The sequence below is a fragment of the Pinibacter soli genome (assembly GCF_029961145.1).
In the GTDB taxonomy this organism is placed as follows: Bacteria; Bacteroidota; Bacteroidia; order Chitinophagales; family Chitinophagaceae; genus Pinibacter; species Pinibacter soli.
In genome coordinates, this window is record NZ_JASBRG010000007.1 from 1,779,149 (window position 1) to 1,792,015 (window position 12,867).

A 12,867-nucleotide genomic window follows, 5' to 3' on the forward strand; every position below is an offset into this window, starting at 1 on the left:
TATGGCGCGACGATCATCACAAAGGGCTGAAGCGCTGATGAAAAGACTCGGCCTTTCATTCGATCATATTCTTGCAATGAGGTTTGCAGTGAACGTTGCTATTGCCACATGGATCACATGGACTACGCTGCGATATCTTGCCGATACCAATCCCATTTGGGCGATCGCATCAATGGTGGCAGCATCAGATCCTCAACCCACAGAGGCGCGTAAAATGTTTCGCGCAAGGCTTATCAACGTATTGGTTGGCTGCGCAGTCGGCCTTGTATTTCTGCTTATAGGTGGCGCAAAAGAATGGTTGTTGCCCGTTGCGCTTGGCACAACTGTGCTCGTTTCATCCTACGTCGTTCGTATTAAAACAATGTGGCGGCAGGCTCCAATTACGGCGGCAGTAGTGATAGCAGCAAGTATTACACACGGAGCTTCAACAAGAGTAGGTATTGAATACGGTCTGCATAAAGTCGCTGAAGTTATTTTCGGCTGTCTCGTTGGCTTTTTGGTAAGTCTGGCCATGTCAAGAGTCTGGTTCATTCAACGCACGCCGGAAGAAACAAAAATCTTATCGAAGTAAGCTATACCCGGAAGAAGTAAAAAGTAAAAAATCAAAATTCAAAAGCTTGCAACGAAACCGCACTAAGCAGAAAACAAATCAGCGCAAATCAATATAATCAGCGTCATCTGCGTGCTACCTCCAAAAAAGAAGCCCGGCTGAAGTCAATCAGACGGGCGTTCAAAAAAATCTAAAACTATCTTATGCTAAAACTTTATCGCCGTACATTTCTGCACGCAATTGTTTTACTCTATCGTCTTCAAGATATTCATCAAATGTCATCAGCCTGTCGATAGCGCCGTTTGGTGTAATTTCTATTACACGATTTGCAACCGACTGCATGAACGTATGGTCATGTGATGTCAATAACACAATGCCTTTAAACGTTGTCATGCTTTCGTTGAAGCTTTGGATGCTTTCCAAATCAAGGTGGTTCGTTGGTTCATCAAGAACAACCACGTTAGGATTTTGCAACATCATACGGCTCACCATACAACGTACTTTTTCACCTCCACTTAATACACCTACTTTCTTCATGATCTCATCTCCGCTGAACAACATCTTTCCAAGAAATCCACGAAGGAACGGCTCATCCACGTCTGTAACTGTTGGTGGCACATATTGACGCAACCAATCCATCAGGTTAAGATCTTTGCTGTTCTCAAAAAACTCAGTGTTGTCGTTAGGCAAATAAGCGGCTGTAATGGTTGTACCCCACTCAAATTTACCGCCGTCAGCTTGTATTTTATTGTCAATGATTTCAAAGAAAGAAGTCAATGCTAAAGGATCTTTCGAGAAGAAAGCGATCTTATCATTTTTACTTACTGAGAAACTGATGTCTTTGAAAAGAATACGTCCATCATCAGCTTTCTTGGTTAGTTTCTCAACGTTCAAAATCTGGTTACCAACTTCCCTATCCTGTTTGAAAATAATACCTGGATATTTACGGTTAGAAGGCTCGATATCTTCAATAACCAATTTCTCCAATGCTTTCTTACGGCTGGTAGCCTGTTTACTTTTAGAAGCATTCGCACTGAATCGTGCGATGAAGTCAAGCAAGTCTTTACGCTTTTCTTCCATCTTCTTGTTCTTGTCGGTCATTTGACGCGCAGCCAATTGGCTTGACTCATACCAGAATGTATAGTTACCAGTGTAAATTTTGATTTTCTGACGATCAACGTCTGCTACGTGTGTACAAACCGCATCCAAAAAGTGACGGTCGTGCGATACAACAATTACGATGTTCTCATATTCTGCCAGGAAGTTCTCCAACCAGCTGATTGTTTCCACGTCAAGGTGGTTCGTAGGCTCATCCAGGATCAGTGCGTCCGGATTACCAAACAATGCCTGCGCTAACAAAACACGCACTTTCAAACTACCACTTACATCTTTCATCAAAGAGCCATGATGTTCTTCTTTTACACCCAATTCGCTCAGTAAACTTCCTGCATCACTTTCTGCAGTGTAACCGCCCATTTCGCCAAACTCACCTTCCAATTCGCCCGCACGGATACCGTCTTCTTCGGTGAAATCTGCTTTCGCGTAAATAGTGTCACGTTCCTGCGACACTTCCCACATTTTCTTGTGGCCCATCAACACAGTATTCAATACAGTAATTTCGTCAAATTCAAAGTGGTTTTGTTTCAACACGGCCATACGCTCACCGGGAGTAATGCTTACAGAACCTTTACTTGGTTCTATTTCACCAGATAAGATCTTCAAGAATGTAGACTTACCTGCACCGTTCGCTCCGATAACGCCATAACAGTTGCCTTTGTTAAACGTTAAGTTCACTTCGTCAAACAATACCCTTTTTCCAAATGATAGAGAAACATTATTAACCGTAATCATGTAATTGCTAAATTTTTCGAGTTGCAAAGGTACGATAATACAGGCAGGAGAAAAAGTAAAAAGGCAAAAGTAAAAAGGCAAAAACGTTAAGGTTCGGCCTTTACAGTTTCACGCAAAGGCGCAAAGAAGCGAAGACCGCAAAGGTTCTCTAGCTTGAAATAACACATGCATAATCAATACCTTACCTTTTTGACTTTTTAATTTTTACTTTTGACTTATTTTCAATTCCAGCGTAAACTCACCTCTATAGGGTTTTTCCGCCATCAAATCCTCGCCTATTAACAATTTGTAAAGTCCTGTCTTCTTAATGTCATAATTAAGCTCCTTTCCAAATGGGCCATCAGAAGATTTGTCTGGCATAAATATCTGGTTGAACCGGATATTGCCCTTGTCACCAGGAGTTATGATTCTTCCGAAGAGAACGCACTTATTTCTAACCTGGAAATTACAAGTTACAGGCGCTGATATCTTAAGAATTCTTACTGTTAAACTATCACCATTTTGCGGCAGTTCCAGGTTCAAAACGGAGTCAGTTTGCACGGCACCGTTTTCCGGAGATTTGGCAGGCGAAGTGGCGGCATCCTCAGTGTGTTTTTCGATCCGCTCCTGCGTCAAACTATCTGCATGCCCCTCGGTGACAGGAGATTTTGAACCATTATTGTTGCAGGAAACAACTACAAGACAGGCAATTAGGATCAATGTGCTTTTCATGAGAAAACTTTGAGGGATCTGCAAAAAAACTGTTCCTCAAGATGTACGGTGTACGACATTCGTTAGGGTGCATCATTCTAAGGCATTTCGTACTGCGTACTTCGTACATCGTACACGTTAATGCCCCCAAAGATTGCCCAGATACCCTCCCACTTCCATCATCCACGCGATGCCAAGATGCACCATTAAACCACCAAGGATGGAACGGGTTCTGTAGGTGATACAGCCCAATAAAAATCCGCCGAAGAAACTCGAAATACATTCCAGCAAAGGCTTGCCAAAATGAATGCTGCAGTAAAATGCGGCCATTGGCAAAATGGCATCGGGACCAACGTATCTCGCAAATGCTATCACTAAAAAGCCTCGAAAAAAAAGTTCGATACTTACAAAGTCAAGTCCGTAAGAAATCTCATAAAGCAAATGATAAAACCAGTTGTTTGAAGTATGTTCATCGATGAAATAGATGTTCTTCATTTTTGGATAAGCGTTCAAAAAATCATGCTGCGTAGAAGCGAAAGTTATCAGCGGGATCATGCATAAGAGCATGACAGCATAAGGTTGCCATACAAAACCTTTTGTTGTTAGGCCCCAAAAACTTTCATCGTTTTGCCATATTTTTCTTGCCAGCCACAACAAACAAACTGTAATGCATAATCGAAGTGGCAAGTCAACAATAATACTCACGTATTGCGACCATGGTGACACCAAAACCTGATTGAGCAAGGGTTTCCAGCCGCCTGCACTTACCTTGACAGCAAATATTGCCGGCGCAACAAAGACCAACACCCAAAAAAATTTATCTTTTGTCAGTAGTTCTTTTTTGAAAAGAAAAATAATTAGATAAGGAATGATGAAGGCTGTTAAATAGATAAAATAAAACCCCCAAAATTGCTTTACACCTCTATAACCGTAAATAACTTCTGTTTCTATATGATAAGTGTAATTCAAAGTGATGAGCATTGCTACAACTGGAATAACACATAGCAATATGCGCTTATCAATAATAGAAAAGGAATACTTTATGTAGGTGAAAATTGTTTTCAAACGATGATTTTATGGAACGCAGATTTTGATGATCGTGAAGATATGTTATGATTTGACAAGTCGACACTCAAAATCAAAATTAAAAAATCAAAACTTTGACCCTAATAATTAAGACAGGGAGATAAACAAACTCCGTTGAAGACTGGAAGCAACAAACAAAAGGAAGATTAACCTATAAAAATCAGTGGAAATCATGACAAATCTGCGTCATCTGCGTGCTTCTCTCAGCTCTTAAAGCTCTCCTGCATTTTATCCAGGAAATTCGAGTCGATCATTTTTGCAGCAAGTTTAATCATGTTCATGAATGCCTTGGCGTGGGAAATGCCGTGGCCGATAATTACAGGTTTGGAAACCCCAAGAACGGGCGTTCCTCCGTAATTTTCGAAGTTGAATTGCTCAAGGTATTCGTGGCGAATGCCTTTTTGATGGGTGATCTCGTAAAAAGATTCAGCCATTTTGAGAATCACATTTCCGGTAAATCCTTCGCAAACCATTACGTCTGCTTTGTCAATGAAAATATCCCGGCCCTCTATGTTTCCTACAAAGTTGATCTGGTTATTTTCTTTCAACAAAGGATATGTTCCTTGCGCAAGAATATTACCTTTTCCTTCTTCTTCGCCTATGTTTACCAATCCCACTTTAGGATTTTCAATGCCCAAAATGTATTTGGAATAAAGCGATCCAAGAATAGCAAATTGATTCAGATGTTCCGGCTTGCAATCTGCATTGAGGCCTACATCTAATAACAAACCAGCGGTACCGTCTTGCTTTGGAATAATTGTAGAAATAGTGGGGCGCAAAATACCTTCAATAGCTTTGATGCTGTACATGGCTCCTACCAGCATGGCGCCGGTGTTGCCTGCACTGATAAAGGCATCGATCTTTCCTTTTGCCAAAGCGTAAAAACCAACAGCTATAGAGGACTGTTGTTTTTCCTTAAGGGCTTTCGTGGGGTGCTCGTTCATCTCAATTACCTGAGGAGCGTGCACCACGGAAATATTTGGAGCGTTTAAATTAAACTGCTCCAAAAGCGGACGAACTTTTTCTTCGTCACCGAAAAGCACAAAATTAGCCGGAGAAACATGTTCATTCATGAATAGATGAAGGCCCTTCACAGCTTCCAGCGGTGCAAAGTCTCCACCCATTATGTCTAATCCAATGTTCATCTCCGGCCAAGCTATTAAATAAATCTTTTAACTAAGGACTATTTCTTGATGGGCGATTTTTCAGCTACCAATTTACCTTTGTAGAACAATTTACCTTCGCTCACGTGTGCACGATGACGTACGTGTGTTTCACCAGTTGTGCTGTCTACACTCAAAGTTGTTGTTTCAGCTTTGTAGTGTGTTCTTCTTTTAGCAGAACGTTGCTGTGAATGACGTCGTTTGGGATTTGGCATAACTCAACAATTTATAATACAAATAATCAATTATCTAAATCTTTAAATTTCTCTAACCCTTTCCAGATGGGGTTTTGGGTTTCATTGTTCCCGGTATCCATCTTCTTCAACATATCAAGAACCTCTTTGTTACATTTTGGTCCGCCCATTTCATCTTCACTGCACATTTTCTGCATCGGGATGCTAAGGTTAATAAACTCATAGATCCAATCGGATACATGTAAATGGCTCTCGGTTCTGGAAATATAATAAACATCGGGATCTTCCTCTTGTTCATTCATTTCTTCCGGGTTTTCCACCAGTTTTACGACTATGTTAAATTCGTCCCACAAATTAAATGGGAGCGGATTTCCACACCTGTCGCAAACTACTTCCAGCCTGCCACCAATTTCAAATTTCAACAACATAAAGCCGGTCTTCTTATCAAGACTTAACTTTACAGTGGCGTCTACATTTGAAAAATCCTGCGCCTGGTACGCTTCAAAGAATTTATCTTTAATTTCATAGTTATATTCATGAACACCAGGCTTTAAACCCACAAATGCTATATCAAATTCCCTACGATGACTCATGAATGCCCTTTTAAAGAGTTTGCAAAGGTAAGGGATATTTTTGGAAAAATATCTTTCTCTTAAAACAAATTTAATCAACTAGTTAATATTCTCACTGTCCAATTTTTTCCACAGCTCACCGTCCCGAAAATGGAATAATTTTTTAACGTGTTCAAAATAAATGACATGGCTAAGAAATCCATTATAAATCAACCTGATCAGAACAAGCATTCGGGCAAACCCGATCCGAAAAAACTTAGCAGTGACCCAAAGCACCAGGCAGAACTACACAAAAGAACGAACAAAAAAGGGTACAATGAGCAAACGACCGGCAATACTCCGGGAGCTGAGAAAACATCGAATGAAGACAAGCATGATGGTTAAAGCTAAATGCCAAATGCCTAACGTTTAACGCATGTTGGTACTGCTTTTTGCGTTAAGCATTTGGCGTTCTGTAGTAATGCAATAAAAACTAAAAACTTCAAACCATGAGAGCAATTTGGACCGGATCACTGGGCTTCGGCCTGGTTAACATCCCTGTTAAATTGTATAGTGCTGTGGAAGACAGCAATTTAGATCTTGATATGCTGGACAAAAAGGATCATTCGCACATAAAATTTATGCGGGTGAATGAAAAAACCGGCAAAGAAGTGAAGTGGGAAAACATTGTAAAAGGCTATGACCTCGATGGCAAATACGTGATACTGACGGATGAAGATTTCCAAAAAGCCAGTCCGGAAAAGACCAAACATATTGAGATCCTGCAGTTTGTGGAACAAGCAGAGGTTGATTCAATGTATTATGAGTCGCCTTATTACCTGGCGCCGGAAAAAACGGGCACTAAAGCTTATGCCCTTTTGCGGGACGCATTACAGAAATCAGGTAAGGCAGGCGTGGGCACATATGTTTTGAGAAACAAGGAAAATATCGGCTTGATTAAAGTATCGGGCGACGCACTAGTGTTGAACAAAATGAGGTTTGGAGAAGAAATACGTTCGTCAAAGGAATTGAACCTTCCTGAAGCCAATCCCAAAGCGACAGAGCTAAAAATGGCGATGGCGCTGATCGACCAGCTTACGGAGAAGTTTGATATGTCGAAATATCATGACACTTATTCTGACGAGCTGATGAAACTGATCAAAGCGAAAGCAAAAGGAAAGGTCATCACGCCTGCTCCGCTTAAATTGGTGCATTCAAAATCGCAAGATCTGATGTCGCAATTGAAAGCGAGTTTAGAAGGAAGAAAAAAGAAAGCTTCTTAATTAATTGAAAGTTGAAAGTTGAAAATGCAGGGGCGAGTTGCATTCGTCCTACGGCCTTACAGATGTTGCAATAAACGATAACGAAAGCTGTGTAGAAACCAATCCCTTTCCGGCCTTTGTTTTCTCTTTGCGCCTTTGCGTGAAATTCACTCAAAAAACAACAAAATCATTTTATGGAAAATACAGTCACCGTCGATAAGCACACTTTGGAGTTTACAAACCTGGATAAGATCTATTGGCCAAAGGAAAAATTTACCAAAGGCGATGTGATTCTCTATTATGAAAAGATCGCTCCTTACATTTTGCCTTATTTAAAGAACAGGCCTTTATCACTTTTGCGTCACCCAAATGGTATTGAACAGCCCGCATTTTTCCATAAAGATGCGGGCGATAATGCACCGCAGTGGATGACGAAATTTGAGATATTTTCCGAGTCTGCCAACAAGGATATCAATTACATTGTATGCAACAACAAAGCGACATTATTGTACGTCGCAAACCTCGGCAGCATTGAAATCAACCCGTGGAACTCTACTATCAAAAAACCTGACAATCCTGATTACATTGTTATTGATATTGATCCTTCTGACGGAAACACTTTTGACCAGGTGGTGGAAACGGGTTTGGCGGTGAAAGAAGTTTTAGACAAAGCGGGAATTGATGGTTATTGCAAAACGTCGGGAGCATCCGGATTGCATATATATATTCCTTTTGGAGCAAAATACAATTACGATCAGGCGAGGGATTTCGCGCATGTGATCGCTTCTCTTACCGTTGAATTATTACCAGATTTCACAACGCTTGAACGTTCATTATCAAAGCGCGGCAAGAACAATATTTATATTGATTTTTTGCAAAACAGAAGGGGACAAACACTAGCTTGTGCATACAGCATTCGCCCTAAGCCCGGAGCCACCGTATCCACTCCTTTGGAATGGAAAGAAGTCAAAAAAGGTTTGACGCCTGCACAATTTGATTTTAAAAACATCTTCAAGAGGGTTGAAAAAAAGGGAGATTTATTTGCGCCCGTGTTGGAGAAAGGAATTGATTTGAAGAAAGCGTTGAAGAACCTGGGCGTGTGAGAGGGCACGCAGATGACACTGATTTAGCTGATTAACACAAATTTGATTGCACACGGATGACACGGATTGGACGGATTTATTTTCGACACATGTTTGAAGTGCTTAAAAAAATATATCTGAGAAAAATTCTCAAATCATATTATCTGCTTGCTATAAAAAGATCCGTGTAAATCCGTCCAATCCGTGTCATTCGTGTGCCAATTTACTCAGGCACTCGTTGTACTCCCTCCAAATATTTTCAACCACTTCACCAGCAGGAAGAATATCTTTAACCAACGCACTTACTTGTCCTATTTCTAATTCGCCTTCATCGAGGTCGCCTTCGAACATGCCTTTTTTGGCACGGCCACGGCCAAGTAATGTTTTCATTTCTTCTTCCGTAGCGCCGGAGAGTTCAGCTTGTTTTACTGCTTCAAAAAAATGATTTCTCAGGAGACGAACCGGTGCTAACTTTTTCATACTTAACAACGTATCTCCTTCTTCGCTGTTGATAACAGCATTCTTGAAGTTGATGTGAGAAGATGCTTCATGAGTAGCCACGAAACGGGTTCCCACTTGTATACCTTGGGCGCCAAGCACCATCGCGGCGAGCATTTGCCTGCCCGTTGCAAAACCACCAGCAGCAATCACCGGAATTTGAACCGCATCAACAACTGCGGGAATGAGCACCATTGAAGTAGTTTCTTCTCTCCCATTGTGTCCGCCAGCTTCAAAGCCTTCTGCAACTACAGCGTCGCAACCCGCTTGCTGTGCCTTTAATGCAAACTTGCTGCTGCTTACAACATGCACAACCGTAATTCCTTTTTCCTTTAAGACGCTTGTCCATGTTTTAGGATTGCCGGCGGAAGTGAAAACAATCTTTACTTCTTCGTCAATAATTGTTTGTATGTGCTTGTCAATATCAGGATATAATAAAGGGACATTTACTGCAAAAGGCTTATCAGTTGCGGCTTTGCATTGTTGAATGTGATAACGCAACACATCGGGATACATGCTGCCGCTGCCTATCATCCCTAAACCTCCGGCATTACTAACGGCACTGGCTAAGCGCCATCCGCTGGCCCAGATCATGCCGGCTTGTACAATGGGGTACTTCGTGTTGAAGAGATTGGTGATGTTCATATGGCTGACGTGACTGAATAACTGAATGACTGAATAACTGAATGGTTCTTTTTCGATTTTGGTCGATAACTATCAACCACTCAGTTATTCAGTCATTCAGTTATTCAGTTATTAGTGATTAGTATTGAAAATAAATTTCCGTCGCTCCGTAACCATACGAAGGTTGGTACTGGTTAACGAAAAATCTTACTTCTTTACGGTGCTTTAACAGATCGTGTATTTCGTCGCGAAGCTTGCCGCTACCTACACCATGAATTACGGTGAGGCTTGGTTGCCTGTGCTGCAATGCCAGTTCGTAATACTTTTCGAACTCGCTTAACTGAAGCGACAAAATTTCGAAGTTGCTCATGTGCTTCCAGTTGTCGGTGATCTTTTCCATGTGCAGATCGATCACTGTACGTGCTGGCGGCAGGTTCTGGCGCACTTTGGACGCGTCATAAACCTTGAAGCCTTTTGCTGCCAGTTTACCTAATTCAAATGTATCTGCTTCGACCGCTTTTTGTGGATAGACATCAAACAGCTGATACGAAAACGTAGGTTCGCCTTTTTCCTTCAACTCTTCAATCTTTGTAAAAAGCTGTTTGGGTTTCAGTTTGAGATTGCTTTCGAAATGTGAAGCTTTATCTTTTTCGGGAGTGATCAGGGAAAATTCAAATTCAAAATTGGGACTGTCACTCAAATCGGAAAATGGCACGTCGTGCAAATAGAAATCTTCAAATGCGTGTACCTGGTTTTTCAAACCAAATTCAGACTTGCCAAAGTAGTTGACTTTATATTCGAAATTGTAACCGGTTTCAGTTTGATTGATGAGGTGTATTTTGAAAAGTTCTACTACTTCATCGCCAAATTCATCTGTTTCGAATTTTGGCAGAAAACTTAACCAAACGCCATTTGAAACTTTTTTGCCAATGGCTTTTGGTTTCTCTTTCGGCAACTGATCGATGTATTGTTTCGGCTTTTTGGCGGGTGGTGTTCCCAGCTTTTTTTCTGTAAATCTTTTAAAGTATGGGTAATCAAGCTGATCGTTATAAGCGGGAAATTTCACGCCTTTTATTTCAACCATTACCATTGTGTCGTTAATAATATCAATCACCTCTCCTTCTTCGTTGGTAAGCTTTACCAATACTTTATCGCCAACTTCAAATTTCATGCGGAATTAATTCTAATCTAAGTTAAAAAAGTAGCGCAAAGGTACAATTTTCATGCGACGCTTTTTGTTTCACGCAGAGAACACAGATGAGCGGCGACGCAAAGACAATTCACGCAAAGGCGTAAAGAAGCAAAGAACGCAAAGAGATTGCTTTTTGTACAAAAATATTTTTTGTTCAATAGTATTATTCAGTTGAAGAGTGCGACGCAAGAATGTTTAATTGAAATACAAATGCTTAGTTCAAAACCGGCCTTAACTTTTTGTGCTACAATCTTGAGCGCAGGACGAATGCAATTCACCCATCACATTTTCGGATACATTCTTTCCACTTCCAGCACGATGCTTTCGATCTGTTTGTCATCACCAGAGGCGTCGTAGGGTTGTTTTAAACTGCTATTGAAGAAGAAGGCAACTGTTTGATAAACACGTGCGGTGAGTCCGCCTTTGTATTCTTTGATGATATCGTAGCAGTTGTTGCCTGTTTGGCGGTTGATTAATTTCATCAACACTTTTCCCTGGTAAACAGACAGGTTGGTAAGGGGCTCGGTAAAATCTTTTCTGAGCTCTTTTTCTCTTGACTGAATGTATTTTTTCCGATCGCCTTCATCCATTTTTGTCACTTTGCTATTGATGTCATTCAGGATGATGCCGGCCTTCCTGGCATATGGATATGTTACATAAACAGCGTTGCGCAATCTCGTCCATGCTTCGAGTCGTCTACGCATTTCAGGAGGCATTGGAGCTTGCACCCATGTCCATTCCAGTGTGTTTGCAGGATAAAGTTCACCGTCGGCGATTTTGGCAGGAACTGGTATCGTATCATTGGGACCGAGTTCAGGACGCTTCACATCCCCTAATGTATCCTTTGTTTCCTGTGCCTCGGCACGGAATACGGAAAGGAAAACACCTAAAAGAAGCAATGCAACAAAATGATATTTACGCGTCAGGGTCATGTTTACGACTACAATCTAAATATTATTCCAATAATGACAAAAAACTAACCTTAAAAGCTGTCTTAAATACTATAAAATTTAGACAAGTTTTTTGCCTTCGTAAACCTGATTGATTTTCAATTGCAACCGCAAAATTTTGCGAAAATCACTCTAACTGATTTAGTATTAACTTCGTCCGCAATTATGCAGGTTCATACAAATATCGAATCGCTTCCATCATTCAGGAATGCGGTTGTTACTATAGGCACATTTGACGGCGTACATATCGGGCATCAAAAAATACTTAATCAGCTGAAACAAGAAGCAAAACTTGTTGATGGCGAAACGGTTGTGATTACTTTTCATCCTCACCCTAAAAAAGTGGTAACATCGGGCGCCGATCCGGTTTATCTACTAAACACCCCGGAAGAAAAAATTGCACTGCTCGAAAAACAAGGTATTCATCACGTCGTGATCATTCCCTTTACAGAAGCCTTTGCAAGCCAGACGGCTACAGAATACATCGAAAATTTCCTTTGGCAAAAATTCAAACCTCATACGCTTATAATCGGTTACGATCATAAGTTTGGCAAAAACAGAAGCGGCGATTATCACCTGCTTGAAAAATATGCACCAGAGCTGGGCTTTCGTTTGATAGAAATTCCTGAACACCTTTTGAATGAGGTAACGGTGAGTTCTACGCGCATTCGCCAGGATTTAAAAGCCGGACAAATCAATGAAGCAAATTTGCTGTTAGGTTACACTTATTCTTTTGAAGGAAAAGTTATTGAAGGAAATAAACTTGGCCGCACCATCGGCTATCCGACGGCTAATCTTCAAATTTTAAATGAGGAAAAACTTATTCCGGGCAATGGTGTGTATGCCGTTAATGTTGTGATTGAGCATTCCACCATTCATGCTTATCGCGGCATGATGAATATTGGTATTCGTCCTACTATTAATGGAACGAACAGGGTTATAGAAGTAAATATTTTTGATTTCAACGAAGACATTTACGGACAAACATTGCGTGTTTCAATTCACCAATTCCTTCGTCATGAACAAAAGTTTAATGGACTTGAGGCATTGAAGGAACAGTTGGCGAATGATAAGCGGAATGCAGAGGCGTTTTTAATTAACAATTAATAAAGAATAATTAATAGCTGTGGCTGAGAAATAAGAATCAAATTCAACTCTGTTCAAACTACGATAT

14 protein-coding genes are annotated in these 12,867 nt (G+C 40.8%); 5 read left to right on the forward strand and 9 right to left on the reverse strand.

Annotated features, from left to right (window positions below):
* Position 1: 1 nt before the first annotated feature.
* Positions 2–571: an FUSC family protein gene (locus tag QJ048_RS17615; RefSeq protein WP_282335720.1), complete on the forward strand. Its 570-nt coding sequence runs from the start codon at positions 2–4 to the stop codon at positions 569–571.
* 180 nt (positions 572–751) lie between these two features.
* Here the strand turns inward: QJ048_RS17615 and QJ048_RS17620 are convergent, their stop codons facing one another.
* The 6 genes from QJ048_RS17620 to QJ048_RS17645 all read right to left on the reverse strand — a co-directional run bounded on the left by QJ048_RS17620 (position 752) and on the right by QJ048_RS17645 (position 6,127).
* Positions 752–2,401, reverse strand: a complete 1,650-nt coding sequence (locus tag QJ048_RS17620; RefSeq protein WP_282335721.1) for an ABC-F family ATP-binding cassette domain-containing protein — start codon at positions 2,399–2,401, stop codon at positions 752–754.
* Positions 2,402–2,605: 204 nt separating this feature from the next.
* On the reverse strand, positions 2,606–3,112 hold the full coding sequence (locus QJ048_RS17625) for a hypothetical protein (protein ID WP_282335722.1): 507 nt from the start codon (positions 3,110–3,112) through the stop codon (positions 2,606–2,608).
* A 117-nt stretch (positions 3,113–3,229) separates the two neighbouring features.
* Positions 3,230–4,156, reverse strand: a complete 927-nt coding sequence (locus tag QJ048_RS17630; RefSeq protein WP_282335723.1) for a CPBP family intramembrane glutamic endopeptidase — start codon at positions 4,154–4,156, stop codon at positions 3,230–3,232.
* Between the two features lie 224 nt (positions 4,157–4,380).
* On the reverse strand, positions 4,381–5,322 hold the full coding sequence (gene plsX, locus QJ048_RS17635) for a phosphate acyltransferase PlsX (protein ID WP_282335724.1): 942 nt from the start codon (positions 5,320–5,322) through the stop codon (positions 4,381–4,383).
* 38 nt (positions 5,323–5,360) lie between these two features.
* Positions 5,361–5,555, reverse strand: coding sequence for a 50S ribosomal protein L32 (rpmF, locus tag QJ048_RS17640; protein WP_282335725.1), 195 nt, complete (start codon positions 5,553–5,555; stop codon positions 5,361–5,363).
* A 26-nt stretch (positions 5,556–5,581) separates the two neighbouring features.
* Positions 5,582–6,127 carry a YceD family protein gene (locus QJ048_RS17645; protein WP_282335726.1) on the reverse strand — a complete coding sequence of 182 codons (546 nt, stop codon included), beginning with the start codon at positions 6,125–6,127 and terminating at the stop codon, positions 5,582–5,584.
* Positions 6,128–6,292: 165 nt separating this feature from the next.
* Between QJ048_RS17645 and QJ048_RS17650 the strand changes: the two genes are divergently transcribed.
* From QJ048_RS17650 to ligD, 3 genes are all read left to right on the forward strand, one after another.
* Positions 6,293–6,490: a hypothetical protein gene (locus QJ048_RS17650; protein ID WP_282335727.1), complete on the forward strand. Its 198-nt coding sequence runs from the start codon at positions 6,293–6,295 to the stop codon at positions 6,488–6,490.
* Positions 6,491–6,594: 104 nt separating this feature from the next.
* Positions 6,595–7,368, forward strand: a complete 774-nt coding sequence (gene ku / locus QJ048_RS17655; protein ID WP_282335728.1) for a non-homologous end joining protein Ku — start codon at positions 6,595–6,597, stop codon at positions 7,366–7,368.
* A gap of 173 nt (positions 7,369–7,541) precedes the next feature.
* The gene (gene ligD / locus QJ048_RS17660) at positions 7,542–8,450 is read left to right on the forward strand and encodes a non-homologous end-joining DNA ligase (protein WP_282335729.1); all 909 of its coding nucleotides are present in this window, start codon (positions 7,542–7,544) and stop codon (positions 8,448–8,450) included.
* Positions 8,451–8,636: 186 nt separating this feature from the next.
* Here the strand turns inward: ligD and QJ048_RS17665 are convergent, their stop codons facing one another.
* From QJ048_RS17665 to QJ048_RS17675, 3 genes are all read right to left on the reverse strand, one after another.
* A complete protein-coding gene (locus tag QJ048_RS17665) occupies positions 8,637–9,572 on the reverse strand; it encodes an NAD(P)H-dependent flavin oxidoreductase (RefSeq protein ID WP_282335730.1) in 936 nt (311 codons plus the stop codon).
* A gap of 118 nt (positions 9,573–9,690) precedes the next feature.
* Positions 9,691–10,722 (reverse strand): Smr/MutS family protein, encoded by a 1,032-nt coding sequence (locus QJ048_RS17670; protein WP_282335731.1) that lies wholly within the window; start codon positions 10,720–10,722, stop codon positions 9,691–9,693.
* Positions 10,723–11,024: 302 nt separating this feature from the next.
* Positions 11,025–11,675 (reverse strand): DUF4294 domain-containing protein, encoded by a 651-nt coding sequence (locus QJ048_RS17675; RefSeq protein WP_282335732.1) that lies wholly within the window; start codon positions 11,673–11,675, stop codon positions 11,025–11,027.
* A gap of 183 nt (positions 11,676–11,858) precedes the next feature.
* On the opposite strand from QJ048_RS17675, the gene QJ048_RS17680 reads away from it, so the two are divergent.
* Positions 11,859–12,800, forward strand: a complete 942-nt coding sequence (locus tag QJ048_RS17680) for a bifunctional riboflavin kinase/FAD synthetase (RefSeq protein ID WP_282335733.1) — start codon at positions 11,859–11,861, stop codon at positions 12,798–12,800.
* Positions 12,801–12,867 lie beyond the last annotated feature (67 nt).